At 69.0% G+C, this 24,994-nt stretch carries 23 protein-coding genes and 2 tRNA genes; 13 read left to right on the forward strand and 12 right to left on the reverse strand.

Going from position 1 to position 24,994, the window contains the following annotated elements; genetic code table 11:
• Both AB0J06_RS00005 and AB0J06_RS00010 read right to left on the reverse strand, forming a co-directional pair.
• The coding region (locus AB0J06_RS00005; protein WP_357422814.1) for a nitrate- and nitrite sensing domain-containing protein at positions 1-2,216 on the reverse strand (2,216 nt) is incomplete at its 3' end.
• Positions 2,217-2,540: 324 nt separating this feature from the next.
• Positions 2,541-4,022, reverse strand: coding sequence for a catalase (locus tag AB0J06_RS00010; RefSeq protein ID WP_357422816.1), 1,482 nt, complete (start codon positions 4,020-4,022; stop codon positions 2,541-2,543).
• 333 nt (positions 4,023-4,355) lie between these two features.
• Between AB0J06_RS00010 and AB0J06_RS00015 the strand changes: the two genes are divergently transcribed.
• Both AB0J06_RS00015 and AB0J06_RS00020 read left to right on the forward strand, forming a co-directional pair.
• On the forward strand, positions 4,356-4,814 hold the full coding sequence (locus tag AB0J06_RS00015; protein WP_357422818.1) for a hypothetical protein: 459 nt from the start codon (positions 4,356-4,358) through the stop codon (positions 4,812-4,814).
• 148 nt (positions 4,815-4,962) lie between these two features.
• Complete coding sequence (locus AB0J06_RS00020) at positions 4,963-5,286, forward strand: hypothetical protein (protein WP_357422820.1); 324 nt, start codon at positions 4,963-4,965, stop codon at positions 5,284-5,286.
• A 157-nt stretch (positions 5,287-5,443) separates the two neighbouring features.
• On the opposite strand, the gene AB0J06_RS00025 is transcribed toward AB0J06_RS00020, so the two are convergent.
• Entirely contained in the window at positions 5,444-7,225 is a 1,782-nt protein-coding gene (locus AB0J06_RS00025; protein WP_357422822.1) for a glycoside hydrolase family 6 protein, read from the reverse strand.
• A gap of 250 nt (positions 7,226-7,475) precedes the next feature.
• Entirely contained in the window at positions 7,476-8,753 is a 1,278-nt protein-coding gene (locus AB0J06_RS00030) for an SGNH/GDSL hydrolase family protein (protein WP_357422824.1), read from the reverse strand.
• 171 nt (positions 8,754-8,924) lie between these two features.
• Between AB0J06_RS00030 and AB0J06_RS00035 the strand changes: the two genes are divergently transcribed.
• The 4 genes from AB0J06_RS00035 to AB0J06_RS00050 all read left to right on the forward strand — a co-directional run bounded on the left by AB0J06_RS00035 (position 8,925) and on the right by AB0J06_RS00050 (position 11,286).
• On the forward strand, positions 8,925-9,584 hold the full coding sequence (locus AB0J06_RS00035) for a peptidoglycan recognition family protein (protein WP_357422826.1): 660 nt from the start codon (positions 8,925-8,927) through the stop codon (positions 9,582-9,584).
• Positions 9,585-9,711: 127 nt separating this feature from the next.
• Positions 9,712-10,452, forward strand: coding sequence for a GH25 family lysozyme (locus AB0J06_RS00040; protein WP_357422828.1), 741 nt, complete (start codon positions 9,712-9,714; stop codon positions 10,450-10,452).
• A gap of 139 nt (positions 10,453-10,591) precedes the next feature.
• The gene (locus AB0J06_RS00045) at positions 10,592-11,068 is read left to right on the forward strand and encodes an OsmC family protein (protein ID WP_357422830.1); all 477 of its coding nucleotides are present in this window, start codon (positions 10,592-10,594) and stop codon (positions 11,066-11,068) included.
• Positions 11,069-11,124: 56 nt separating this feature from the next.
• Positions 11,125-11,286 carry a hypothetical protein gene (locus AB0J06_RS00050; protein ID WP_357422832.1) on the forward strand — a complete coding sequence of 54 codons (162 nt, stop codon included), beginning with the start codon at positions 11,125-11,127 and terminating at the stop codon, positions 11,284-11,286.
• A 91-nt stretch (positions 11,287-11,377) separates the two neighbouring features.
• Here AB0J06_RS00050 and AB0J06_RS00055 read toward each other — a convergent pair whose 3' ends face one another.
• The 3 genes from AB0J06_RS00055 to AB0J06_RS00065 all read right to left on the reverse strand — a co-directional run bounded on the left by AB0J06_RS00055 (position 11,378) and on the right by AB0J06_RS00065 (position 13,445).
• On the reverse strand, positions 11,378-11,827 hold the full coding sequence (locus AB0J06_RS00055) for a VOC family protein (RefSeq protein WP_357422834.1): 450 nt from the start codon (positions 11,825-11,827) through the stop codon (positions 11,378-11,380).
• 233 nt (positions 11,828-12,060) lie between these two features.
• Complete coding sequence (locus AB0J06_RS00060; RefSeq protein ID WP_357422836.1) at positions 12,061-12,696, reverse strand: NUDIX domain-containing protein; 636 nt, start codon at positions 12,694-12,696, stop codon at positions 12,061-12,063.
• A gap of 341 nt (positions 12,697-13,037) precedes the next feature.
• Positions 13,038-13,445 carry a DUF805 domain-containing protein gene (locus tag AB0J06_RS00065; RefSeq protein WP_357422838.1) on the reverse strand — a complete coding sequence of 136 codons (408 nt, stop codon included), beginning with the start codon at positions 13,443-13,445 and terminating at the stop codon, positions 13,038-13,040.
• A 594-nt stretch (positions 13,446-14,039) separates the two neighbouring features.
• Between AB0J06_RS00065 and AB0J06_RS00070 the strand changes: the two genes are divergently transcribed.
• The 3 genes from AB0J06_RS00070 to AB0J06_RS00080 all read left to right on the forward strand — a co-directional run bounded on the left by AB0J06_RS00070 (position 14,040) and on the right by AB0J06_RS00080 (position 15,601).
• Positions 14,040-14,507, forward strand: coding sequence for a hypothetical protein (locus tag AB0J06_RS00070; RefSeq protein WP_357422840.1), 468 nt, complete (start codon positions 14,040-14,042; stop codon positions 14,505-14,507).
• A gap of 274 nt (positions 14,508-14,781) precedes the next feature.
• Positions 14,782-15,114, forward strand: coding sequence for a hypothetical protein (locus tag AB0J06_RS00075; protein WP_357422842.1), 333 nt, complete (start codon positions 14,782-14,784; stop codon positions 15,112-15,114).
• A gap of 214 nt (positions 15,115-15,328) precedes the next feature.
• Positions 15,329-15,601: a DUF2283 domain-containing protein gene (locus tag AB0J06_RS00080; protein WP_357422844.1), complete on the forward strand. Its 273-nt coding sequence runs from the start codon at positions 15,329-15,331 to the stop codon at positions 15,599-15,601.
• A gap of 225 nt (positions 15,602-15,826) precedes the next feature.
• On the opposite strand, the gene AB0J06_RS00085 is transcribed toward AB0J06_RS00080, so the two are convergent.
• Entirely contained in the window at positions 15,827-16,285 is a 459-nt protein-coding gene (locus AB0J06_RS00085; protein ID WP_357422846.1) for a rhodanese-like domain-containing protein, read from the reverse strand.
• 71 nt (positions 16,286-16,356) lie between these two features.
• Here AB0J06_RS00085 and ftrA point away from each other — a divergent pair, with 71 nt between their 5' ends.
• The gene (ftrA, locus tag AB0J06_RS00090; protein ID WP_357422847.1) at positions 16,357-17,340 is read left to right on the forward strand and encodes a transcriptional regulator FtrA; all 984 of its coding nucleotides are present in this window, start codon (positions 16,357-16,359) and stop codon (positions 17,338-17,340) included.
• 274 nt (positions 17,341-17,614) lie between these two features.
• On the opposite strand, the gene AB0J06_RS00095 is transcribed toward ftrA, so the two are convergent.
• A tRNA-Lys gene (locus tag AB0J06_RS00095) sits at positions 17,615-17,690 on the reverse strand.
• Positions 17,691-17,876: 186 nt separating this feature from the next.
• Here AB0J06_RS00095 and AB0J06_RS00100 point away from each other — a divergent pair.
• Both AB0J06_RS00100 and AB0J06_RS00105 read left to right on the forward strand, forming a co-directional pair.
• Positions 17,877-19,145: an Ig-like domain-containing protein gene (locus AB0J06_RS00100; RefSeq protein WP_357422849.1), complete on the forward strand. Its 1,269-nt coding sequence runs from the start codon at positions 17,877-17,879 to the stop codon at positions 19,143-19,145.
• A gap of 169 nt (positions 19,146-19,314) precedes the next feature.
• On the forward strand, positions 19,315-20,622 hold the full coding sequence (locus AB0J06_RS00105; protein ID WP_357422851.1) for an Ig-like domain-containing protein: 1,308 nt from the start codon (positions 19,315-19,317) through the stop codon (positions 20,620-20,622).
• Between the two features lie 172 nt (positions 20,623-20,794).
• Here AB0J06_RS00105 and AB0J06_RS00110 read toward each other — a convergent pair.
• Both AB0J06_RS00110 and orn read right to left on the reverse strand, forming a co-directional pair.
• Positions 20,795-20,870, reverse strand: a tRNA-His gene (locus AB0J06_RS00110).
• A gap of 107 nt (positions 20,871-20,977) precedes the next feature.
• On the reverse strand, positions 20,978-21,574 hold the full coding sequence (orn, locus tag AB0J06_RS00115; RefSeq protein WP_357422853.1) for an oligoribonuclease: 597 nt from the start codon (positions 21,572-21,574) through the stop codon (positions 20,978-20,980).
• 146 nt (positions 21,575-21,720) lie between these two features.
• Between orn and AB0J06_RS00120 the strand changes: the two genes are divergently transcribed.
• Entirely contained in the window at positions 21,721-22,932 is a 1,212-nt protein-coding gene (locus AB0J06_RS00120; protein ID WP_357422855.1) for a glycosyltransferase 87 family protein, read from the forward strand.
• A 240-nt stretch (positions 22,933-23,172) separates the two neighbouring features.
• On the opposite strand, the gene AB0J06_RS00125 is transcribed toward AB0J06_RS00120, so the two are convergent.
• Positions 23,173-24,954 carry a hypothetical protein gene (locus tag AB0J06_RS00125; RefSeq protein ID WP_357422857.1) on the reverse strand — a complete coding sequence of 594 codons (1,782 nt, stop codon included), beginning with the start codon at positions 24,952-24,954 and terminating at the stop codon, positions 23,173-23,175.
• Between the last annotated feature and the right edge of the window lie 40 nt (positions 24,955-24,994).

Genomic DNA, 24,994 nt, shown 5'->3' on the forward strand with positions numbered 1-24,994 from the left:
CCCCGCCCCGCCGCCGCCGCGGGCCGCCGGCGCGGCGGCCCCCCCCCCCGCCCCCCGCCCGGGCCTGCCAGGGGCGGGGGGTCGCCCTGGGCCGTCGGCGCCGTCGCGTCCGACGTCCCCGGCGGGACGGCGCCCCGCAACGGCAACGAGCCGAGCCGGGACGCGGTCCTGAGCCGGCGCTGCGGCTCGCTCGCGGGGCGCTCCTCCGGCTCGCGCCGGGCCGGCGTGCGGGTGACCCGCGGAATCTCCTGCGTGGCGCCGTCGTCGAGCGGGGTCGGCCGCTCGGGTGCGGCGTCCGCGCCGCCCCGCGCGGGTCGCAGGGCCATCGCGTCGGAGTGGGCCGCACCGGGCCGGCCGGGCAGGGCCGGCGTCGCGCTGGAGACCACGAGGTCCGCTGGCACCAGGGCGACCGCGGTGACCCCGCCGTACGGGGAGACGCGGAGCGTCACCTGCACCCCGTGGCGGACGCCGAGTTGCGCGACCACGAAGAGACCGAGACGTGCGCTGTTGGCCGGGTCGAAGTCCGGGGGCTCGGCGAGACGGCGGTTGGCCTCGTCGATCGCTTCGGGCGTCATGCCCAGGCCACGGTCCTCGATCTCGATCGCGTAGCCCTTCGGCACGAGCTGCCCGGTCACCTGCACCCGGGTCTGCGGTGGCGAAAACGACGTGGCGTTTTCGATCAGCTCCGCCAGTAGGTGGATGACGTCGCCGACGGCACGCCCGGCGACGGACACCGACTCCACCGTGACCAGGTCGACCCGCGCGTAGTCCTCGACTTCGGAGATCGCGCCACGGATCACGTCGACCATCGGCACCGGGTTGCGCCAGCCGCGTCCGGGCGCCGCACCGGCGAGGATCACCAGGTCCTCGGCGTGGCGGCGCATCCGGGTCGCCATGTGGTCGACCAGGAAGAGGTCCTGCAGCTCCTCCGGGTCGCTCGTCCGCCGCTCCATCCGGTCGAGCAGCGCGAGCTGGCGGTGCAGCAGCGTCTGGCTCCGTCGGGCGATGTTGAGGAAGACCTCCTTGAGCCCGTGGCGCAGCGCCGACTCGTCAACCGCGGACTGCACGGCGGTCCGCTGCACCTCGCTGAACGCGTGCCCGAGCTGACCGATCTCGTCGGTGCCGTACTCCAGCGGCGGCGCCTCGGCGGCGACGTCGACGTCCTCCCCGCGGCGCAGCCGACCGACGACACCGGGCAGCCGCGCGCCGGCCAGGTCGAGGGCGGCGGCGCGGAGGCCGGTCAGGCGCCGGATCAGGGACCGGCCGACGCGTACGGAGATCACGATGGCGGCGATGACGGCGGCGAACCCGACCAGACCGGCGAGGGCGAGCCGGATCAGGACGGTGACGGCGACCGGCTGGCTCCGCTCGGCCAGCCCGTCGGCCATCCCGAGCTCGAACTGGCGCAACTGCTCGTGGACGGAGTCGTAGGCGGGCTGCCACTCGCCCTGGCTGATCGGCGGCGCCGCGCTGTTGCGCCCCTTGGTGAGCAGCTCCTCCTCCATCGCTTGCAGCCGGACGAAGTCCTCGCCTTCGGTCAGCCGCTGATAACTCGTGCGGCCGGCGGGCGGCAGTTCGGCGATGGCGACGCCGTAGAGGAAGCGGTGCGTGCCGATGACCTGGAGCAGCTCGTTGTACTCGCCAGGACCGAACCGGCCGGCGGTGAAGGCCCCGCCGAGCAGCGCGTCGGTGCGCCCGAGGACCTCGCCGGCGAGGCTGAGATCGATCAGCGCACGGGCTTCGCGGCTCAGCGTCTCGTCAGGGAGCGCGGCGACCGCCGAGAACATCCGGAAACTGACGTCCACCATGCCGTTGTAGAGGCCGAGGGCGCCGGCGCGGTCCATCTCGCGGCGGTCGATGAAGCCGCGCCCGGAGGCGAGCACGTCCAGCGCGGTCAGCATCTGGTCGACGTGGGTGTTGGCCAGCGTGCTCGCGGTGTCGCGCAGGTCCTCGGCGGAGGCGCGCCGACGGAAGGCGACGATCGCCTCGTCGGTCCGGGCGTGCTGGTCGGCCAACGCGGGAAGCTCACCATGACCGGCGAGGTAGATGACGGCGAGGCGCCGCTCCTTCTGCAGTTCGGCGACGACGAGCTCACCGGGGCGGATCAGCTCGTCGACCATGGTCTGGGTGGCGAGCAGGCCCAGCGCGGGCCCGACGGTGAGGCTGGTGGCGAAGATCCAGAGCGCCAGCAACGCGGCGATCGGGACAGCGACCATCGCAACGATCTTCGAACGGATCGACCAGTTGCGGGTATTCATCAGACCTCGCCGGGGGGATTGAGGCAGGACTGACACCGAGCCCCACCGCTTACACGGCTCCCGCCAGAGCTCGCGGCGGCTGGGCGTCAGCGCCTCCGGCAGGATACGTAATCAGCGGCCCATGCACTACCAGAGATCTCGGGCCGGCTGTTCCGGGCACGGGCGTGACGGAACCGGCGGAACCGGACGCGGGGATCACGCCGGGTGCGGGGCGGGCAATGGGGCGCCCCCTCCCGCGGCTCGATGCGGCGGGAGGGGGGCTCCGGTCAGCGGCGTGACACGTCAGGCGACGGTTAGGCTGAGCCCCTCCGCGACCCGACGGCCGTACTGCTCGTCGCACTGCGTGAAGTGGTACACCATCTTCTGCTGGATGTGCTTGTCGCACTGCGACAGCAGATTGATCATGTTCTTCACCAGGTCGTCGCGCTCCCACTCCGGCATCGTGCGGAACCGCTCACCGGCCTGGCCGTAATTGTTCTCCCGCTCGATCGGAGCCTTGATCAGGTGACCCGACACGAACGGACGGTATTCGCGGTACGACGCGTCGGCCTCGCGCAGCCCGGCCACGGACGACGGCTCGAAGTTGATGTGCGGATTCGCGCCCCGGTCGTCCACCCCGTACGACATCTGGCCACCCTCCTGGTTCGTGCGCACCAGCACGTCCTCGCGCGGGCGGTTGACCGGCAACTGGAGGTAGTTGGGGCCGACCCGGTAACGCTGGGTGTCCGAGTAGGAGAAGGTGCGGCCGACGAGCATCTTGTCGTCGCTGAAGTCCAGACCGTCGACGAGCACGCCGGTGCCGAAAGCGATCTGCTCGTTCTCGTTGTGGAAGTTGGCGACGTTGCGGTTGAGCGTCATCATGCCGACCGGCCGGAGCGGGAAGACGTCCTCCGGCCAGGTCTTCGTGTCGTCGAGCGGGTCGAAGTCCAGCTCCGGGTGCTCGTCGTCGCTCATGATCTGAACATTGAGCTCCCACTGCGGGTACTCGCCGCGCTCGATCGCCTCGTAGAGGTCCTTGGAGGCGTGGCCGAGCTCGGTCGCCTGCACGGCGGCCGCCTGCTCGTCGGTGAGTGACTCGATCCCCTGCTGCGACTTCCAGTGGTACTTGACCAGCACGCCCTCACCGGCCGCGTTGACCATGCGGTAGGTGTTGACGCCGAAGCCCTCCTGGGTGCGGTAGTTGGCCGGGATGCCCCGCGGGCTGAACAACCAGGTCAACATGTGCATGGACTCGGGGGTGTTCGACATGAAGTCGAAGATCCGGTTGGGCTCCTGGCGGAAGGTCACGGGGTCCGGCTTGAGCGCGTGGATGACGTCCGGGAACTTGATGGCGTCGCGGATGAAGAAGACCGGCAGGTTGTTGCCGACCAGGTCCCAGTTGCCGTCCTCGGTGCGGAACTTGACCGCGAAGCCGCGCGGGTCACGGGTCGCCTCGGAGGAGTCACGGCCGCCGATGACGGTGGAGAAGCGCACCGAGACCGGCGTCTTCGTGCCCCTGGTCTGGAAAAGCTTCGCCCGGGTGTACGTCGAGGCCGGTTCGTCGCCGATCGTGCCGTACGCCTCGAACTCGCCGTGCGCGACGAAGCCACGGGCGTGCACCACGCGCTCCGGGATGCGTTCCCGGTCGAAGTGGCTGATCTTCTCCAGGAAGTGGTAGTTCTCCAGCGTCGCCGGCCCGCGCGAGCCGACGGTGCGCTGCTGCTGGTTGTTGTGAACGGGGTGACCCTGACGGGTCGTCAGCGTCGGCCTCTCCGGGCTGCTCATCCTTCTCCTCCTGACGATGTTTCTGACACTCGGGGCAACGCACCCCGGAACGCGATTTCGACGTCGTCCACCCGCGAGGTGCGGGCCACAACGGACGGCCGCCAGCAGGCGGGACGCGGCGGCGTGGCGCGGGCCCCACCTCCGGCGAGCGACCGTCATCGGAGACCGGCACCCTCCCAGCCAACCCGTTTTTTTGGAATGGGTCAAGTCTTTGCGAGCGGCTGACCGGCGGTCAGGAGATGCCCGTCGGGCCCGGACGACCAACATGGATCGGCGCCGCGCGGGGCATAGGAGGTGAGGACGATCCACGAGGCGATGAGGAGGGATCCCGTCATGCATCACCAGAATCAGCACCGCCACGACGAGTCGGCCCCGCCGCTCGACCCGGCCGCAGGGCGGGGCGGGGGCGGTCCGCAGGACGTACTGAACGACCGGGGAACCTTCGACGATCCGACCGTCGCCGACGAGCGGAACGACCCGGAGGAACTGAGCCCGGTCGCCGCCACCGCACCGCCCACCGGCGAGCCCGGCGAGAGGCGGCAGCCCCCCTTCTACGAGCCGCCCGGCCCACCGACCGCGTTCGGCGCGTCGACGGTGGGCGGTGCGGTGGCGGCCGCCGCGCTCGCCGGGCCGCGCCGTCCGATCGGACCAGATCCTCGCGACGAGGACACGGTGGCCGAGGGCGACGGCCCGGTCGGCGAGCACGTGCCCGCCATCGACCGGCACGCGGTGGCCGAGCCGCCGCACGGCGCGCCGGGGCCGGATGAACGCCAGATCGACCGTCGCGCCTGACCCCCGCCCATGACCCTGACGGTGTCGGGCTCATGGCCGCAGGCGGCCGCCATGGCGCCAAGATCGTCAGGATCGTGACGGGTGAGCGCATGGTGGCAGCGATCCCGGGTAGACCGGCAGCCAGGACCGCGGGACCGAGGAGGAGGCCATGACGGATCGCGAGCGGGCTGTCGCCAGACCGCTGGAGGAAACGCCGGAGGCGGCCGCGGCCGCCGAGGACGAGACCACGGTGCCGCAGTTGATGACCGACGGAGAACCGGGGCCCGAAACACCGACGTTGATTTCCCCCGGCGAAACCCGCGGACCGCGCAGCGACCTGCGCACCGACCGGCGTACCGGCGCCGAACAGCAGTGGGAGCCGGAGGATCTCGCGGTGGCCCGCGGGCACGACCCGACGCCGGACAACGTCGAGCGGGCGCGGCGGGATCTCGAGCAGAACGGACCGGCGGCGATCGAGAAGACCGTGCCCTGACGCCGCCGGGCCATCGCGGCGTACGGCGGGCACGCGTGCGGCGCGAAGACGGGGCCTGGGACGACCGGTGACCGGTCGTCCCAGGCCCCGCAGCGGGGCAGGGTCCCTACGGCGGGCGACCGTGACCGGTCGCACCAGGCGCCGTGGGGGGCACGTCCTACAGCGCGGGGTACGCGTTCGCCATCAGCTCACGGAACTGCGCGGAGAACCACGCGCCGGAGATGGGGGCGTTCGGCAGCGCGCCGGTCATGTTGTTGCCGTTGCGCTCATTTCCCGTGTAGGTCGGGTCGCACATCCGGTCGAAGCCCTTCCCCTCCGGGTTCGGGATCAGCGAGCTCGAGCCGTCCGACTCGCCCGGCGGCTTGATCCAGACGTACGCGTCGATGCCGGCGGCGGGTGCGGCCTTCGGCCGCTCACCCAGGCCCGCACCGCTCTGGTTGCACCAGTTACCGGCATGGATGCGGCGGTCGATCCGGCCGCCGTTGACGAACGTGTCCACGTTGGTCGTCGCGCCGGGGCCGGTCGGCCGGTTGGCGCCACCCCAACCGTTGCGGGAGGTGTCGATGAGCATGCCGATGCCGGAGTTGAAGCCGGCCTGGACCAGCCGCTGCCGGAACGCCTGCGCGAACGAGAGTTCGTCGACGTAGAAGTTCCAGTCGACCCACTTCGACTGGCGGACCGACGTGCCGTTGACCGTGCTGTTGATGGTGAAGTGCGGCTCGACCAGCGCGGAGTAGTTGGCCGTGTTGGTGATGAAGCCGTGCACGTTGTTGACCGTGCTGCCCGACGCCTTGGCCGCCTGGGCCATCAGGTCGGCGCTGGGGCCGAAGTTGGTGTCCCAGCCGATCCAGCCATGGTGCGCGGCGTCGATGTAGTTGTAGACGTTGGGGATCGCGCCGAGCTTCGCCAGCGCGTAGCCCACACCGTCGACGTAGCCGTTGTTCGCCTTCATGGTGGCGCACGTGGCGACGTTCGTGTTCGTGATCAGGTTGGGCAGCGAGTCGATCTCGATGATCGTGATGATCCGCAGGTTGCGGTACTTCGCATCGCCCATGATCGCCGCGATCGGGTCGATGTACTCGCTCTTGTATCGCGGCAGTTCGTTGACGCCGAGCTCACCGTTGGACGCGAGCGCCGAGCAGTCCCGGCCCGGCAGGTTGTAGATCACGAACTGGGCGTAGCCGGCACCCTGGGCGAGCGCCGCGTCCAGGTGAGCCCGCAGGCCCATGCTCCCGTTCGAACTGCTGTCGGGCGTGCCGTTGATCGCGGCGATCCGGTCCAGCCACACGCCGGTCGGGTTGTTGGAGATCCGGTTGCCGCCGGGTTCGGCCTCGGCCTTGGCCTTCCACTCCGGGTTCACATACCCGCGGGCGCCGGCGAACGGGTTGTCGACGCGGGCGCCACCGGGCGGTGGGGTCGTCGGTGGCGTGGTCGGCGGCGTGGTGGGCGGTGCCGTCGGGGGTGTCGTCGGGGGTGTCGTCGGGGGTGTCGTCGGCGTCGTCCCGCCGGTGCAGGTGGTGCCGTTGAGCTTGAACGACGTCGGGGCGGTGTTGGTGCCCGAGTATGTGGCGTTGAAGCCGGGGTTGACGGTGGCGTTGGTGCCGAGAGAGCCGTTCCAGGCCGCGTTCTTCAACGCCACGTGCTTACCCGTCTGGGTGTAGACGCTGCTCCAGGACTGGGTGATCGTCTGGTTGCCGGCGTAGTCCCACTCGAGCGTCCAGCCGTTCGTGATGGGGTCACCGAGGTTGGTGATGTTCACATTGGCGGTGAAGCCCGTGGCCCACTGGTTGACCGTGTAGTCGACCTTGCAACCGGCCGCCGCGCTGGCCTGGGTGGCCGCGACAACGATGATTCCGGAACCGAGCAGGGCCGCGACGCCGGCTGTCAGGCCGCGACGCCAGCGCGGACGCCCGGCGCCGCGTAGGGAGTTCAGGTTCATGCGGAGTGTCTCCTCGGACATCTCTGGTCACCGGCCATGGAGATGCCGGGACGGTGGCGGGGATCGGTGATTCCGGAGCGCGCCACGGGTGGCGGCTCGGACGTCGCGATCGCCGGTTCCGGTGTCCGGTTGCCCTCGGCGACCCAGCTGCATCGCGCTGGCTCCGCTACGCGAATTGATAGTCATCATTGCATGGGAACGCTCCCACCGCAACGGTCCGGTAACCATGCGGAAACGCCGCGGAAACGGCTCAGCCCCGCCGCAACGCCCGGTCGACCGCCTCCGCCATCGCCTGATAGCCGGCGTCGTTCGGGTGCAGGTTGTCGCCGCTGTCGTACCGCGGATCCAGCAGCTCCGGCCGCCCCGGATAGGACATCACCGCAGCGAAGTCGACCACCCCGTCGAACGCGCCGGATTCGCGGATCCAGGCGTTGACCGCCTGCCGCTTCCGCTCCGCCGTCGCGTCCCAGTACGCGAATCCCTGCGCCGGCATCAGCGTGCCGCCGTAGATGCGCAGCCCGCGGGCGTGCGTCCGCTCGATCAGCCGCTCGTACGCGTGAATCAACCGCTCGACACCCACGTTGGTGTTCGGCGCACTGCAGTCCGAGTCGGGCAGCTGGCTGAACCCGAGGTCGTTGATCCCCTCCAGCAGCACCACGGTGCGCACGCCGGGTTGGCCCAGCACGTCGCGGTCCCATCGCGCCAGCAGATCCTCGCCGAAGCAGGCCGAATCGGAGAGGACCCGGTTACCGCTGATCCCCTCGTTCACCACGGCCGGAGCGGCGGCTCCGTACCGTTGCGCGAGGCGGCGGGCGAGGAAGTCCGGCCAGCGGGTGTTGGCGTTGGGCTGACTCATGTAGCCGTCGGTGATGGAGTCGCCGACCGCGACGATGCCGCCGACCGGAGCGACCTTCTTCACCTGCACCGCGTCGAGGAAGAACCAGGTGCCGACGGTGGTGGCGTACGCGCCGGCGGCGGGATCCGCCGCGTGGTCACCGGAGGCCAGATAGTTGGTCTGCTGCGCGGACTGGTGATAGGTGGCCGGCCCGGTGGCGTCCGGCAGATAGAGACTCACGGCGAGGTTGGCCAGCGACGGCACCGTCATCCGGATCGGATCGCTGAGCGCGAAGGTGCCCGGCCGCAGTCGTACGCCGGGTCGGGCGCCGAAGGTCAGCCGACGCAGCGTCGCGGCATCGACCTCGGCGCCGCGAAGCTGCCGGGCGACGGTGGCGGCGCCGATCGTCACGGCCCGGTCACCGAACGCGTTCGTCACCCTGATCCGCACCTCGCCGCCGCCGGCGCTGGTGTGCACGATGTTGCGCACCGTCTGCCGCTCCAGCGTCTGCACGGAGGAGACCAATGGGGACGGAGACATCGGCGCGCCACCCCAGGTGGTCACCCAGCCACCGCCCGGACCCACGCTGCCGGCCGCCGCGTGCGGAGGCGCCCCGAGCGCGCCCAGGAGCAGCGAGGACGCGGCCGCCACGGCGGCGCGCGCGAACCACTTCGACCTGGCACGACCGGGCATGGGCACCACCTGACAGGCGTCGTCTACAGTCACGGCGGTCGATACGCTAGCCCCACTGCAACGGCGCGTCAACGCCGCTCCCCACACTGAGTGAACAGTCAGATCGAAGCTTTCCTTCAAATAGATCGATGCGTACGGTACTTGTTGTCATCGATCGAGGGAGGCTCCGTCATGCACCCAACCGACCCGTCCCGTCGCCGACTGCTCACCGGGGCCGCCGGCCTGACCGGCGGTCTGCTCATCGGCGGGCTGTTGCGCCCCGACCCCGCGCACGCGGCCGCGACGCCTCCGCGGGTCTACACCCGCGCGGAGTGGAACGCGCGCCCACCGACCGGCGCCATCCGCTATCTGGACCGGCAGCCGGACCACATCGTCGTACACCACACGGCTGGCGAGAACACCACCGACTACTCGCTCGCCGCGGCTTTCCGCCACTCGCACTGGATCCAGGACCTGCACATGGACCGCAACGGCTGGATCGACTCCGGTCAGCAGTTGACGATCAGCCGCGGCGGCTACGTCATGGAGGGGCGCAGCCTGAGCCTGCGGGCGATCACGGAGGGGCAGCACGTCAGCGGGGCGCAGACGGCCAACCACAACGACCACACGATCGGCATCGAGAACGAGGGGATCTACGTCTCGGCGCCGGTGCCGGCGAAGCTCTTCGGTTCACTCGTGCAGACCTGCGCCTGGCTCTGCGCCACGTATGACCTCGATCCCTTCGCGGCGATCGTCGGCCACCGCGACTACGTCAACACCCAGTGTCCGGGCGACGTCCTCTACGCCCGCCTGCCCGAACTGCGGCAGAAGGTCGCCGCCGCGATGGGTTGAACGGCCGCGGTCACCCATCCGTGTATGAAGAAATCTTTAACAACTATTGCGATCTTGGGCACATAACTTCAAAGATGAGGCTCAATCACCGCTGTCCTGGGGAGGAACAATGAACAGCACGACCCGCATGAGACCTCTTCGCCGGATCCTGACCGCCGGCCTCAGCCTCGTCGCCGCGACCACCGCGATCGTCGCGATCAGCGCCACGCCGGCCCAGGCCGCGACGACGCCCGGCATCGACATCTCGCACTGGCAGGGCTCGATCAACTGGACCAGTGTCCGCAACAGCGGCGTCGAGTTCGCCTACATCAAGGCGACCGAGAGCAACAACTACAAGGACCCGCAGTTCAACACCAACTACGTCAACTCCTACAACGCCGGCGTGATCCGCGGGGCCTATCACTTCGCCCGCCCGAACGCCTCGTCCGGCGCCGTTCAGGCCAACTACCTGGCCAGCAACGGCGGCGCCTGGTCCGCCGACAGCCGCACCCTGCCGGCCGCGCTCGACATCGAGAACAACCCGAGCGGCGCCCAGTGCTACGGCCTGAGCACGACGGCGATGCGCAACTGGATCGCCGACTTCCTCAACACCTACCGCGCCCGCACCGGTCGCTACGCGGTCATCTACACCACCACCAACTGGTGGAACACCTGCACGGGCAGCTACACGGGCTTCGCGGCCAACCATCCGATGTGGGTCGCCCGCTGGTCGAGCACGGTCGGCGCCCTGCCCGCCGGCTGGGGCACCTGGAGCTTCTGGCAGTACACCAGCACCGGCAGCGTCCCCGGCATCTCCGGCAACGTCGACCGCAATTACTGGAACGGCACCCGCGACCGCCTGATCGCGCTGGCCAACAACACCCCGTAAGCACACATCCCCGCCGACCGGGAGGAGCCCTTGCCGGGGCCCCTCCCGGTCGCTTTTTGTCCGGTCGCCACAGCCCGTTGTATACCTGGCCGGCGAACACGTGCTCGCCACCCGATCCGTCGCGACGGAAGGAACTGAGGTGCCGAAGACCCACACCTATGAGCTCTGCGTGACCTGGACCGGCGCCGGGGACACCGGCACGACGAGCTACCGCGCGTACAGCCGCGCCCACGAGATCACGGCAACCGGCCCCGCGCCGCTCCCGGGCTCCGCTGACCCGTCGTTCCGCGGCGATCCGGAGCGGTGGAACCCGGAGCAACTCCTCGTGACCTCACTCGCGCAGTGCCACATGCTGTGGTACCTGAGCCTCTGCGCCAACGCCGGCATCGTCGTCACGGCATACACCGACAACCCGCGCGGGACCATGACCGAGACCGCCGACGGCGGCGGACACTTCACCGAGGTCGTGCTGCGACCCGAGGTCACCGTCGCCGGGCAGGAAATGACCGACCGGGCCACCGCGCTGCACGAGGCCGCGCACAAGCTCTGCTTCATCGCGCGGTCGGTCAACTTTCCGGTACGCCACGAGCCGGTCATCCGCATCCAGCACGTCTGACGGGTATGACGATCGGTCGCCGTGGGTAAGTAGCACCCGACGATGATTGGGGGTTGATGAAGATGGCGATGACCGACCGAATCAAAGGATTTCTGCAGAGCCCGCGCGGCAAGGAAATGATCCAGCGCGGACGCAGCGAGATGTCGAAGCCGGCCACGCAGCAGAAGCTGAAGGAACTGGCGCAACGGGTGACCGGGAAGACCGGGCCGCGCCGCTAGAACGCACCCGTCACGTGCTACATCCCGGGAGCAGTCGCCTTCCCGTACCGGAAGCGGCTCGTCCCGGGATGTAGCACGATCGTGCGATGGTCTACCGCTCCCGTCCTCCGCGGCTGACCGTCCGGACGCCGTCCAACGCTTCGTCCACCTGCTCGCCGAGTTCTTCGACAAGCTGACGCTGCTGGGCAGGACGTGATAGCAGGCAGAACTCGTTGCCTTCAGGATCAGCAAGCACCACCCAGCTCACGTCGGAGGGCTGTCCCACGTCGACGCGTCGTGCACCGAGGGTGAGCAACCGGTCAAGCTCCTCCGCGGTGGACACGCCGTCGGCACGCAGGTCGAAATGCAACCGGTTCTTGACCACCTTGCCCTCTGGCACGGCCACCACGTCGATCATCGGCCAGGAACGGTCGGAGGCTGCGATCGTGATCACCTCAGCATCCTCCTCAACAACCCGCCAGCCGAGAACCGAGCACCAAAAGTCGGCGATCAGTTGTGGTCGGATGGCGTCGACGGCGATGACGGCAAGACGGCTCGGCATGCCGTGATTTTCACCCACCCGCGGCGATCCGACAGCCCCAGTGCGGCGCTCATCCCGACACAGCCGACCAGATCAAGCACCACAGCCGACGACTTCCCCGCGCTGCCCGGCGGTCAGCACCAGAGACAGCGGCTTCTGGCCTTGCTCGCTGACCAGGTACGTGCGCCCCGGCGACCGAGAGTCCGGGCTGACGTCCCAAGCTCTGTCGCGCCGAGACCTCCCACCGCTGACGCTCACCGTCCATTGAGAGCGTTCAGCTTGGTCAGTATCCGGCCCAGGTGCGGTTCGAGGGTCGCTGGGTCGGCGTCAGCCACCTCCCGAGGCGTCCACCACCGCACGCTGCGGAACTCCGAGAGGTCGGGGACGATTTTCTGGTCACGGCTGCCGCTCAGCAAGAACCAGAGGCTCACGTCGACATGTCGGTCCTTTGGTGCCCCGACCGTGACGGTGACGGTGACGAAGGCCGGGCGCTCGCCAAAGGGCGGAGAGAACACCGCCGGCAGGCCCAGTTCCTCCATCACCTCCCGGCGTACCGTCTCCGTGGGGTGCTCGCCCGGCTCGACGTGGCCACCGCTGGGCAGCCACTTCCCCGCCTTGCGGTGGTCGACCAGCAGCACGCTGCCGTCCGTCTCGTCGTACACCAGAAAGTACGCCACCAGATGCGGTGATGGCGTGCGTGGCTTCTCCCGGCGAAAGATGTCCTCGGTCCCTGCCAGCCAGGCCAAGCACTCCGCCCGGTGCCGCGCCTCCAATTCGTCCCCCGGCGTCAGCGTCTCGACCAGCGCTCGGATCTCGCTCTCCATCCGCACCGGTCGGATGCTGCCAGCCGGGTGCGACAGCGGCAACCGCGAGCAGACCACGGCGCTCATCCGCGCCCATCGGCGACGGCGGGCTGCCGAACGGCGTTCGGCCTGGTAGGTGGCTCGACACCCCGCAAGTTCGACGCTGCGACCGTGGCGCGACCCGTTATCTGTCAGTGGATTCCGGGCGGTGCTGATCCGTACCTGGCGCCAAGCGTCCTCTGACGCGGTAGCGGCCTGCATCAAAGGGCTTGTTTTGTTGCTGCCTCTGGCACTGGCGTGGCCACAGTTGCTCGCGCTGCCCCAAAGACCGATGAGTGACGCCGGCGGCGACAGTCATGCGCTGTCACCGCCGGCATGGGCTTCCTGGGCTGGCTTAGATCTAGCAAGCAGCCACTCGATGGGCCCCGTCAGGCCATGCTGGGGGCGGCGGCTTGCGGAGCGTCCTTCGGGTCGGCACCGTACCGGTTACCTCCCCGCGTGCCGTCCTTCAGGGCGAACACGAGCAGGACGATGCCGCCCACGAGAGGCACGAGTCCGATCAACAGCCACCAGGCCGAGCGGTCGGTGTCGTGAAGTCGCCGCACGGTAACGGCCAGGCCCGGCAGTAGCAGGGCCAAGCTGACGATGATCCCGATGACGCCGGTAGAGCTGGGATCCGACCCGATGTCGGTCCCCAGCGCGCCGTCCAGAATTCCGGCGACGATGCTGAGGATCAGGGTGAAGAGGAAGAACCACCAGTACTCGGACCGGCGAGCTCGACCGCCGAAGCCGGCGTACTGGGAGAGGACGGATTTGATGGCATCAACGGGGGACATGCATTCTCCAGCTCAATGAGAGATTCAGACCTGCAAGGTCAACTGCGACGCAGCCAAGCAGACGGCCGGCGGGCGGTCAATGGCCGTTCGGCTGCCCCTGCCGGTTGGGGCCTGGGACTTAAACCCTGAACCCCTCCGGCGCGGTGCTGATCAACGCCAATCGGGCGGATCGGCCGCCTGACCTCGGCGAGTTTCTTCCGCTGCCTTACATCGGTTGACAGCCTTTGTCGGCGTCATTTGTGCCCGACATGTACCCAACGATCTTGCCGGGCCGTCGCTCCGGTCCACCGTCCCGCCCCTGCCTTCTGGTCATCCCGATGCTCCTATGGATGTCAAGCTCCGTCGGCTGCCATCCCGCCGGCGGGGCTTGACCCCTTCGTCCCGAAAGGACGATCACTCGTCGGCGAGCTGCGCAAACATCGGGACGGAGCTGCCCGAGCGGTCCATCAGCGTCCACCGGGTGTCCACCCGTACGCGCGCCCGTCCTCACCCAGTTCGTCACTCATCATGGGAAGCTCGTCCCCGCCAACCGAACCGCGCTGGCTTCATGAGGACTACCAGCTGCGGAAGTCACCACGAGCGATGAGGACGGACGTGATCGTTCTGGCGTTTACTCTCCCGCCAGTTGGCTCTGCCTGGCGCGAGACTTGGTCGCTGCCCGTCAACCGTGATCCGATTACGGTCTCGGAGATGGACCTGCGCTACAAGTATTTCGCGGCGAATGTGGAGATGACTGTCAACGACGTGCCCTTCATCCGGCCGTCGGGGCCTGAGCCAATCATCGATCTTGGCTTGTCCTTCAAGTGGGTCGAGAAGCGGCTTGCGCTCGGCGAGGATGTGGCCTTCGGCTTCACCGAGCACCACGAGGTGATCCATCTTCGCGGAGCCGGGCCAATAGTCTCCATCGAGTCGTCGGAGTTGCCGCACCGCGCCGAGGCGGACAGGAGCACGCTGCTTGTCGAGCTTGCCCGGTTCACGGAGTCGGTCTATCAACGGCTCGTTGAAGATGTCGCCGGTATCGGGGGCAACCCAGTGGTGCAGAGGCTCCGCCCGTCGGCGTGATGCCACGCTTCGCCCTCGCCTGCCGCGATCCCGATGCTCGTACGGAGGTCAAGTGGTCAGGGCGTTGAAGTCTGCGACCAGGGGAAACACCGGTCGCGAGATAGTCCCGTAGGTGACGGTGCACGAAGCCGAGGCAATGTGCCGTCCCCAGGATTGGACGGTCCGAGGGCTGCCCCTACCCCCGACGCTGGTCGCTTTGCTGGAGCAGCGCCTTTGGCGGCACCCAGGAGCCCACGTACTCCACGACGTCATGCCATGGTTCCAAGCCCCCCTGATGTTCATCGGCAACCGTGACCATATTCGGTTTGAGAGCGATTCCCTGGATCTCCTCGCCGACGACGCCCCGTCATCGCTGCTGTTCCGGGTGGCCCGCGGCAGTCAAGTCGACCGGCATGTCGCCCTGCCGTGGCTCGACGCGGAGCGCGCAGTCTTTATCGCAGTCAACCGCAACCCCGGCGACGACGTTGCCCTCGCGCTCGACTACCGCACCGACCTCACCGATCCGAGCGTTGTGGCCAGTGACTTCTGGACCAACCCGAGCCAGTGCTCATGGCGGCTGGTGACACCCACATTCACCCAACTCGTCGCGGTCCTCGGTCTCGGCTGATCGGCCGCGTTCCGTTGACAGAGATAGGAGCGTCACCCCACGACGGTCGCACCCTCACCGTCGAAGCCGCCGACACCACCTTCCGCGTCCACGACGGCGACCAGCTCCTCACCGAAGTCGCCAGCAGCACGACCAAGAACATGGCCCGGTTCAAAGTACGCAAGCCAGAACCCTCCCGGCAGGGCACCAGCGACACCGGTCCTATGCCAGCCTGATGACCATGTACACGGAGGCACGCATCCCGCTGGTCTGCACCTACGACAGCGACGCTGACGCGGCATACGTCTATCTCGAACACCCCATCTCAGCTGCAGCGGCACAGCAGGTCATGCCGTTCGACACCAGCCGCGGCATGTTTAACCTGGACCTCAACACCGAGGGCCACGTCCTCGGCCTGGAAATCATCGGCGCCCGCAGACACCTACCGCCCGCTCTCCTGCAGGCGATGCTGGAGCACAACCAAGGTCGAACGAAGAAGAACAGATGATCGTCTAGCCGGATGTGTCACCCAACATCTGACACCAATCCGTCACGCATCAAGTGGAGCCCGACATCGCCGGCAGCTGGTTGTCCTGCGCCGGGTGATGGTTGATTCCGCGGCCTCGGATGATGCTTTACATGATCGCGACGTCCGCGCGACTCGCGACATGTCAGTGCGTTCCTGACCGGCGGGTAGACCGCTGGCGTACTCGCCGTCAGATGAGCGCTCACGTCAACACCCGCACGCTGCCTCGGCGATCGGCGCGGTGAGGTCGTCGATCGGACGCACGATCACGCCCTCGGCCGTCTGCACTGGGAGGCCTTCACGGACCCAGTACTCATACCCTCCGATCATCTCCTTGACCTGGAAGCCAAGCCTGGCGAACTCCAGCGCGGCCCGGGTCGCGCCGTTGCACCCTGGCCCCCAGCAGTACGTGACGACGACGACGCCGGCCGGCAGCAGGCCCGAGACCCGTGCGCCGATCTCGGCGGTCGGCAGATGGATCGCGCCGGGCAGATGGCCCTGCCACCACGCCTCCTGGCTGCGAGAGTCGACGACGGCCAGGCCGTCGACACCGCGTTCCAGATCGGCGTGAACGTCGGAGACATCGGTTTCGAAGGACAGGCGGGCGGCGAAATGGGCGGCAGCGCGGGCCGGATGGGCCGGCGGCACGGACAGTACAGCGGACATGACAACGATCATGACCAGGAACGCAACGGTCGGATAGTGGCGTGAACGACGCGTATCGCTAACATTCCGCCATGGGTACGCGTGTGCGTCGCCGGGGGCCGACCGTCTCCGTGCTCGCTTATGAGGGAATGTCGGTCTTCGAGACCGGCATTGTGACCGAGGTGTTCGGGCTCCCCCGGCCGGAATTCGAGGTGCCCTGGTACCAGTTGACGATCTGCGCGTCCCGGCCGGGGCCGGTCCGGGTCATTGGCGGTGCCGCTCTGCACACGCCACACGGGCTCGACACGTTCGCCGAAGCGGAGACCCTGATCGTCCCCGGCGTCTCCGACGTCTCCGCCACCCCGGATCCGGAGGTAATCGCGGCGCTGCGCCGGGCGCACGAGCGCGGCGCGCGGATCATGTCCATCTGCTCGGGCGCGTTCGCGCTCGCGGCGGCCGGCTTACTCGACGGCCGCCGCGCGACAACCCACTGGCGCTATGCCGATCTACTGCGCCGCCGATACCCACGGGTCCAGGTCGACCCGAACGTTCTCTATATCGACGGCCACGACGTGCTCACCAGCGCCGGTAGCGCGGCAGGCCTCGACCTGTGCGTCCACCTCATTCGCACCGACTTCGGCCCGGCTATCGCCAACGCCGTCGCGCGCCGCTTGGTCATCCCGCCGCACCGCGACGGCGGCCAGGCACAGTTCATCGAAGCGCCGGTCACGGCGGACCCCGAAGACAACCGGGTCGCGCAGAGCATGGCGTGGGCGTTGACGCACCTCAACGAACCGATCACGGTAGAGACCCTGGCGGGCAGGGCACACACGTCACCCAGGACATACTTACGCCACTTCACACGCAGTACCGGCACCAGCCCCATCCGGTGGCTCATCACCCAACGGATACAGGCCAGCCTCGTCCTACTGACCGACACCGACAACCCGATCGAGGAGATCGCCACGGCTGTCGGATTCGACACTGCCGTGACATATCGACACCACTTTCACCGCGCGATGCAAACGTCACCGTCGGCATACCGCCGGTCGTTCCGCGCCGACGCCATCGCGTGACAAGGCCTTGTCGTGTGGCCGGGCCGACCCTCGCCGTCGCCTGGTCCCGGTTGCCGCGTTGCGCGAGTTCTTGGCGTCGCTGGAAGAGGAGGCCGCGTAATGGGTGCGGTCATCGCGCTCCCGGTGCCCGAACAGCCGGACGAGTCCCGGCGACGCAGCGCTGAGCATGTCGAGTGCGGCGGGTGAGCGCGATGACGTCTGACATCGTTGCTGTCAACCCGTCCCAAATGAGTGAAGGGCGCCCACCGCTTCCGGTGAACGCCCTGCTCAGTCGTGGTGCGCCGCCAGGGACTCGAACCCCGAACCCGCGGATTAAGAGTCCGCTGCTCTGCCAGTTGAGCTAGCGGCGCTCGCTGACAACGGGGGAAACACTAACACGCCCCTGAGGGAAGGTTCCAACTGGTTCCGGCTGGCACGCCGCGCCGAGCACCCGACCCCATATGGGCCGGTTCGGCCGCACCCATCCGACCGGCGCACGAACCTCGCCCGCGTAGTGCACGATGTCGTCCAGAGTTCTCACGAACGGGGTAACGGGGATGGGCAGGCTCAGGTACACCCGGTCCGCGCTGGCCGCATTGGTGGTGGTTGCGCCGTTGGCGCTCGTCGGCTGCGGGAGCAACACACCGGCCCGCTTCATCACCGCGAGTCCGGCGAGTCCGAGTCAGCCCGCGGAACCGTTCGAGCTGGGAATCACGCCGGCGATGGACGCGAAGAAGCTCCCGGCGAGCACGGAGATCGGCGCGACGGTCCGGGGCGGAAAGATCACTTCGGTGAGCCTGGCCGAGGCGGGAGGCGGCGCGGTCACCGGCCGTTGGCGCGAGGACGGGTCGTCGTGGGTGCCGGACACCCCGTTGAAGTACGGCAAGAAGTACACGGCGAGCGTGGTGGCGAGCAGCACCAGCGGCGAGACGGTGACGAAGACCACCACGTTCAGCACCATGAGCAGGCCGGCGTCGCAGACCGGCACGGGCCTGTATCTGCACGACGGGGCGACCTACGGGGTGGCGATGCCGATCGTCGTCGAGTTCAGCCCGGGGATCCCCGCGAAGGATCGGGCGGCGGTGCAGAAGCGGCTCTTCGTCAACACCGACCCGCCGCAGCCCGGCGCGTGGCACTGGGTGTCCACCGGGACGCAGGCCTATTACCGCGCACCAGAGTTCTGGCGCCCGGGCACGAAGCTGACGGTGCGGATCGGCGTGGGTGGTCATCCGACGGGGCGGGGACAGTACGGCGACACCGACCGCACGGCGAGCGCCGAGATCGGCGAGAAGCTGGTCATGCAGGTCGACAACGCGACGAAGAAGATGTCCGTCTTCAAGGACGACAAGCTGGTGCGGTCGATGCCGGTCAGCCTGGGTAAGCCGAAAACCCCCTCGTCGAGCGGGACAATGGTCGTGATGGAGAAGAAGGCGAAGACCGTGTTCGACACGTTCGCGGAGTTGGGGCCGCGTGAGGGCTACCGCACGGACATCGAATTCGCGCAGCGCCTGACCTGGGGTGGCGAGTTCATCCACTCGGCGCCCTGGTCCGTTCCCCAGCAGGGCCGCACCAACGTCTCGCACGGCTGCGTCAACCTCTCCCCCGCCAACGCCCAGTGGCTGTTCAACCAGACGAAGGTCGGTGACCCGATCACCGTCAAGGGCACCGGGATCAAGCTCGTGCCGGGCAACGGCTGGACGGCCTGGAACATCCCGTGGGACGAGTTCGTCAAGGGCAGCGCGCTGCCCGTAGCGGTTCAACCCGCCTCGACATCGCCGGCGGCGACCGTCGGTCCGACGCCAACCTCGCAAACGCCGGCTGAATAGCTGAATCGCCCACCACGAATAGATCAGTCGCAAATCGTGACCGAAAGTCCAGATATTTCCGCCTTACTGGACAGCGATGCTGGTGTTTCTCTTCACGCCACGAAACCGGGGCTTGCCGCCCGGCGTCTTTCGTGGACGATGGGCATCGGGACTGAATTGTGAGGGGATCATGCGAGCAAGCCGAGATCAGCTGACGCGGCATGTCACCGGGCTGCGACGCACCCCCGCTGGGCGTGTGCTCGCGGCATCCGTGCTCGCCGCTGCCTTGGCGCTCACCAGCGCCTGCACCGGCGGCCACTCATCATCATGGCAGGGTGGCGGCAGCTCACCGACGGAACCGCCAGCAAAGGCCTCAGCGACCATCACGGGCCCGGCCGCGGACGCCAAGGACGTGCCCGCCTCCGCCGAGATCACGTTCACCACGAAGGACGCGACGAAGACGACGTTCGAGCTCAAGGACGCGGCCGGAAAGACCGTCGAGGGCGCGCTGACCAAGGACGGCGGCAGTTGGCTCCCGGACGGGCAGCTCGACTACAACACCGGTTACACCGCGACCGTGACGGTCACCGACGACGAGGGCAAGACCGCCACCACCAGCAACACGTTCACGACGATGGCGAGGCCGGGCAACCTGGTCCAGGTGAGCAGCTTCCTCGGCGATGGCGCCGTGGTTGGCGTCGGAATGCCACTGATCGTCAAGTTCGGTCGCGCCATCCCCCAGGACTACCGCGACGACGTGCAGCGCCGCATGACGGTGAAGTCCACGCCGGCCCAGGAGGGGATCTGGCACTGGATCAGCGGCACTGAGGTGCACTACCGCCCGAAGGAGTACTGGAAGGGCGGAACCGCTATCACGTACAAGCTGCAGACCGGTGGGCTGCCGATGGGGAGCAACTGGTACGGCCGCTCGGACCTGACGGTGGACCTCAAGATCGGCTCGTCGACCGTCATGATCGTCGACAACAAGAACAAGACGATGACGGTCAGGAAGGACGGCAAGGTCGTCAGGACCATCCCGATCAGCCTCGGCAAGGCGAAGACGCCCTCGTCGAGCGGCACGATGATCGTGATGGAGAAGCTGCGGAAGACGGTCTTCGACACCTTCGCCGAACTCGGCCCGAAAGAGGGCTACCGCACCGACATCGAATACGCCCAGCGCCTGACCTGGGGCGGCGAGTTCATCCACGCCGCTCCCTGGTCCGTCGCCCAGCAGGGCCGCACCAACGTGTCGCACGGCTGCGTCAACATGTCGATGGCCAACGCGCAGTGGCTCTTCAACCAGACCACCATCGGCGACCCGATCACGGTGAAGGGCACCGAACGCGCGCTGCAGAACGGCAACGGCTGGACCGTCTGGAACCTGAGCTGGGACGAGTACGTCAAGGGCAGCGCGATCCCCTACGAGCCGCCGCCGACGACGAAGCCGACCCCGGACCACTCGGCCAGCCCGAGCGCGGACGCCTCACCCGCCATCTGACCGATGAGAAGGGCCGGTCAGGATTGCTGACCGGCCCTTCCTGCTGTGCCCCGACAACTCGCTCCAGGCGACCCTGCCGGGAGGCCGGTGAATCAGTGCGCGCCGCTGCCTGTGCCGGTGCCGTACGACGAAGCAGGCCCCCTCCGCGGAGGGGGCCTGCTTCGTCATTCCATGGGGTGACTGACGGGACTCGAACCCGCGACCCCCGGGACCACAACCCGGTGCTCTACCAGCTGAGCTACAGCCACCATGCGAACCAGCATCAGGTCGAAGCCCGTGTGCTGTGCCGACCAATGATAGCCATATGTCGGCGGCCGGCGTCGACGGGGTTACCCGGCGGTGCCGGTAACCCCGGTCACAGCTCGGCCGCGATGCCCTTCGCCGTTTCCACATCGGGGCCGGGCAGCGGCACGAAGACGGTCCGGCGGTAGTACTCGAGCTCGCGGATGCTCTCCCGGATGTCGGCCAGGGCGCGATGCGCCAGCCCCTTGGTCGGCTGCCCGAAGTACACCCGCGGGTACCAACGACGGCAGAGCTCCTTGATCGACGAGACGTCGATCATGCGGTAGTGCAGGAAGCCGTCCAGCCGGGGCATGTCGCGGGCGAGGAAGCCGCGGTCGGTGGCGATCGAGTTGCCGCAGAGCGGCGCGGTACGCGGATCCTTGACCAGGCTCGTGACGTAGTCGAGCACGCGCTCCTCGGCCTCGGCGAGGCTCACCGCGGAGCGGCGCACCTCCTCGGTCAACCCCGACTTCTCGTGCATCGCCCGGACCACCTCCGGCATGCCGGCGAGCGTCTCCTCGTCGGCATGGATAACGAGGTCGACGCCCTCACCGAGCACGTTGAGATTGGAGTCGGTGACAAGGGCAGCGACCTCGATCAGGGCGTCCTTGCCAAGATCGAGGCCCGTCATCTCACAATCGATCCAGACAAGAAGATCAGCCACGCGCACAGCGTACGCGCCAACAGCCCGCAGACGTCTCAACGCGGCTGTGACACGACACCGTTAGGGTTGCCGTCGTGTCAGCCGAGCCTGCCGGGCCCCCGACGCCGGCCCCCGCCCCTCCCCCGCGCGTTTCGCGATCGACCACGCGCCGGATGGCCGTGCTCGCCGCCCTGGCCGTCGCCGGCGATGCCCTCGTCTACTGGTACGGCAACCAGCACCACTTTTTCGATCTGCGCATCTACATCAGCGCGCTGCGCTGGTGGGCGGAGGGCAATCCGCTCTACGACTATGCGCAGCCGGACCGCGTTCAGGGCGAGCTCTACTTCACCTATCCGCCCTTCGCCGCCCTGGTGCTGCGGCCGTTCGCGGCGCTGCCGCTGGGCGTCACGATCGTCCTGTTCACGCTCGCCACGGTGATCGCGGCCGCCGTCACCACCTGGTGGCTGGTCACCCCGCTCGCCGACCGACGCGGCATCCCCCGCTGGCACGCGCTCGCCCTCGCCGCTCCCCTGGTGCTGCTGATCGAGCCGTTCCGCGAGACGATCACCTTCGGGCAGATCAACATGCTCCTGGTCGTGCTGATCCTGGCCGACCTGCTCTTCGCCGTACCCCGGAACTCGCGCTGGGCCGGCCTCGGCATCGGGTTGGCGACGGCGTTGAAGCTGTTCCCGGGCATCTTCATCGTCTACCTGCTGGTGACCCGGCGCTGGCGGGCCGCGGCGGGGGCCAGCGTGGCGGCCGCGGCGGCCACGCTGCTCGCGGTGGCGTTCGCCCCCCGCGACTCGTGGCAGTTCTGGACGCACTCGCTGTGGGCGACGGACCGGGTGGGGCGCACGGACTACACGGGCAACCAGTCGCTGCTCGGGATGTTGAGCCGGCTGGTCGCGCCGCACGAGCCGAACCGGCTGCTCTGGCTGCTGCTGGTGGTGCTCGCGGCCGGGTACGGGCTCTGGCGGGCGGCGCGGGCCGCACGCGCGGGCGACGAGGTCGCCGCGCTGACGCTCACCGGGCTGGTCGGGGCGCTCGTCAGTCCGATCACCTGGACGCATCACATCTACTGGTTCGTGCCCGCCCTGGTGATCCTGGTGGACGTGGCGCTACCCCCGCGGACGGAGGCGTACGGGGCGGTCGATCACCGCCGCAGACGCGTACTGCTCGGGGTCGCGGCCCTGGTCTACGCGGGCATCGCGTACGGCGTGGTGTCGTTCTTCGACTGGGGAGCCGCCCCGGAACCGACGGATTCGCCGACGGAGTTCGTGCTGCGCAACGTCTATGTGCTGCTCGCCGTGCTGCTGCTGGTCGCACTGCCGGTGCGCGGGCAGCGGAAGGCGCTCGGCGACGATGCGGCGACGACTGTCCGTTAATACCAGATGTTGCGCTAAATGGACAGATCTAGATAGTGGCCCCCGGATGCCGCTAATCTGGCCCTAACGGATCAAGCTTCTCTCAGTTGCACCGTTCCCCCGGTGAGAGTGGCCCTCCGCGTCGGCAGCGCGGAGGGCCACTTGCCAACCCGCACTCTCCAGCTGGACGCTGGACGCCGGGCTGGACGCACCGGTTGAGGCTAACGTCCGGGGGGCTCCCCCGGCAGCGGTTCGCCCGCCCTACTCGCCCGCGCTCTTATCGCTGTTGGTCGACTTCGCCGCGCTCCTGCGCCGGTTCTGACCACCGCCGCCACGCGTCATCACGTTCATCGGTGGCACCTTGAGCGGTGGCACGATGATCGGGAGCACATCGGGGGCCGGAAGTCCGCCAGCGGTCTTGCGACGCCGCTTCGTCGGCGTCGCGCCGGGCAGACCGGGGACGGCCGGGGCCGCGCCGGGCAGACCGGGGACGGCCGGGGCGGCACCGGGCAGGCCGGGGGTCGGCGGGGTCAGCCCGGGCAGGAGTTCGGCGTTGTCGCGCGCCACCGGCAGCAGCGCCGCCCACGAGTCGTCCTCGTCGGGCGTCTCCTCCCGCGCGCCGTGGCGGCCGGTCGTCCGTCCGGCGGCCGCGTCCGCGCCGCGACGCTCGCGCGGCGCCGCCGACCAGCGGTTCTCGCCGGCGTGCCGGAGACTGCGCCCAGGCGCGGAACCGGCCTCGGTGTCGGCGCCGAGCGCGACGATTTCGAGGGCGTCATCGCCGAAGGTGTCGGCCCGGGCCGGCACGGGCAGCGGACCCGAGCGCCACGTGGACGGTGGCAGCGGCAGTGCTTTCTCGGGCAGCGGCGCGGTCAGCGTCATCGCGACCGGGGGCAGCGGCGTCGGCAGGGCCGCCGGCACGGCCGTGGACCGCGGACCGGCGGCCGCCGGAACATCCGGCTCGACCTGCGGAAACAACGCCGGCGGCTGCGGGTTGAGCGGCAGCGGGATCGGCGGCGTCAGCGCAGGCGGGTTCGGACCCTGCGCCGGCGGCCAGGCCAGCATCGGCAGCGCCGGACCCGGCGTCAGCGGCGGCCGGGCGGGACCGGGCGCGACCCGCTGCGCCACCGCCTCGGCGCCGTCAGCGGCGGGGGTGGCGAGCGGGGCCTGCGCGGTGTCCGCCAGGGTCGTGGGGCGCGCCGACGGAACCGGCCAGGCCGGCGGGGCGGGCCGCTCGGCGCCGGCATCGTCGCGGACCGCGTCGGGTGCGGGCCGGTCCGCCGGGACCACGTCGTCCGACAGGCCGATCCCGGTCAACGTCCGCACACCGAGGCGGGCCGCGATCGCCGGCAACTGGTCGGGCTCGACGACGAAGACCACCTCGCGCGGGCGGATCGGCCAGGCCAGCACCGCCATGCCGAAGCCGAGCAGGAGGGTGCCGAGGGTGAGCAGGCCCCAACCGGTCGCGTCGAGCCAGCCGGGACGCACCTCGGCCCGCAGATCGGCGCTGGCGACGGGCCGACCGTCGGGTCGCATGATGATCATGGATAGCTGCTGTCCACGCAGCTCGCCGGGGTTCCAGTCGACCGCCCCGATCCCCTGACGCAGCCAGAACGGCTGCGCGCCGGGCGCCACCTTGGCGACGGGGCTGGTCCGGGGCGCGCCGGCAACGCGGGTCAGCAGCACGGGCAACGGACCGCGGGCCACACCGACCGCGTCAACCTGCGCGTACGGCAGCCCGGAAAGGTAGCTGGCGGCCTCCGCGGCGGGCGCGATGCCGACGAACGCCGGCCCCGCCTCGGTCTGGGCGGTGATCCGCAGCGTGGTGCGAGCAGCCTTCGCGAAGGGGGCGTCCCGGCTCAGCATCGCGTCCAGGTCGGCCACGATGATCGCGGAACCCGGGTTGTCGACGGGCTGCATCGACCCGCTGAACGCGCCACCGGCGTCGCGATGCTGCGACACCACCCAGAGCGCGCCACCGACGAAGAGCGCCGGCACCCCGATGGTCAGCAGCAGCATCCCGACGATCGTGCGAACGACCCGCATCCCGTTCTCCCTTGATCACCGTACGGGCAGCACCATACAG

The sequence above is a fragment of the Micromonospora sp. NPDC049679 genome (assembly GCF_040659735.1).
Lineage (GTDB): Bacteria > Actinomycetota > Actinomycetes > Mycobacteriales > Micromonosporaceae > Micromonospora_I.

What these genes read in the sequence shown, in the direction of transcription:
- AB0J06_RS00015 (WP_357422818.1), top strand. Translation starts at nt 4,356, where the DNA reads ATGCATCACCAGAATCAGCACCGCCACGACGAGTCGGCCCCGCCGCTC.
- AB0J06_RS00055 (WP_357422834.1), bottom strand. Translation starts at nt 11,827, where the DNA reads ATGCCGAGCCGTCTTGCCGTCATCGCCGTCGACGCCATCCGACCACAA.
- AB0J06_RS00120 (WP_357422855.1), top strand. Translation starts at nt 21,721, where the DNA reads ATGGCCGTGCTCGCCGCCCTGGCCGTCGCCGGCGATGCCCTCGTCTAC.
- AB0J06_RS00100 (WP_357422849.1), top strand. Translation starts at nt 17,877, where the DNA reads ATGGGCAGGCTCAGGTACACCCGGTCCGCGCTGGCCGCATTGGTGGTG.
- AB0J06_RS00075 (WP_357422842.1), top strand. Translation starts at nt 14,782, where the DNA reads ATGTTCATCGGCAACCGTGACCATATTCGGTTTGAGAGCGATTCCCTG.
- AB0J06_RS00025 (WP_357422822.1), bottom strand. Translation starts at nt 7,225, where the DNA reads ATGAACCTGAACTCCCTACGCGGCGCCGGGCGTCCGCGCTGGCGTCGC.
- AB0J06_RS00065 (WP_357422838.1), bottom strand. Translation starts at nt 13,445, where the DNA reads ATGTCCCCCGTTGATGCCATCAAATCCGTCCTCTCCCAGTACGCCGGC.
- AB0J06_RS00050 (WP_357422832.1), top strand. Translation starts at nt 11,125, where the DNA reads ATGAAGATGGCGATGACCGACCGAATCAAAGGATTTCTGCAGAGCCCG.
- AB0J06_RS00020 (WP_357422820.1), top strand. Translation starts at nt 4,963, where the DNA reads ATGACGGATCGCGAGCGGGCTGTCGCCAGACCGCTGGAGGAAACGCCG.
- AB0J06_RS00010 (WP_357422816.1), bottom strand. Translation starts at nt 4,022, where the DNA reads ATGAGCAGCCCGGAGAGGCCGACGCTGACGACCCGTCAGGGTCACCCC.
- AB0J06_RS00105 (WP_357422851.1), top strand. Translation starts at nt 19,315, where the DNA reads ATGCGAGCAAGCCGAGATCAGCTGACGCGGCATGTCACCGGGCTGCGA.
- ftrA (WP_357422847.1), top strand. Translation starts at nt 16,357, where the DNA reads ATGGGTACGCGTGTGCGTCGCCGGGGGCCGACCGTCTCCGTGCTCGCT.
- AB0J06_RS00125 (WP_357422857.1), bottom strand. Translation starts at nt 24,954, where the DNA reads ATGCGGGTCGTTCGCACGATCGTCGGGATGCTGCTGCTGACCATCGGG.
- AB0J06_RS00035 (WP_357422826.1), top strand. Translation starts at nt 8,925, where the DNA reads ATGCACCCAACCGACCCGTCCCGTCGCCGACTGCTCACCGGGGCCGCC.
- AB0J06_RS00085 (WP_357422846.1), bottom strand. Translation starts at nt 16,285, where the DNA reads ATGTCCGCTGTACTGTCCGTGCCGCCGGCCCATCCGGCCCGCGCTGCC.
- AB0J06_RS00060 (WP_357422836.1), bottom strand. Translation starts at nt 12,696, where the DNA reads ATGAGCGCCGTGGTCTGCTCGCGGTTGCCGCTGTCGCACCCGGCTGGC.
- AB0J06_RS00030 (WP_357422824.1), bottom strand. Translation starts at nt 8,753, where the DNA reads ATGCCCGGTCGTGCCAGGTCGAAGTGGTTCGCGCGCGCCGCCGTGGCG.
- AB0J06_RS00040 (WP_357422828.1), top strand. Translation starts at nt 9,712, where the DNA reads ATGAGACCTCTTCGCCGGATCCTGACCGCCGGCCTCAGCCTCGTCGCC.
- AB0J06_RS00080 (WP_357422844.1), top strand. Translation starts at nt 15,329, where the DNA reads ATGACCATGTACACGGAGGCACGCATCCCGCTGGTCTGCACCTACGAC.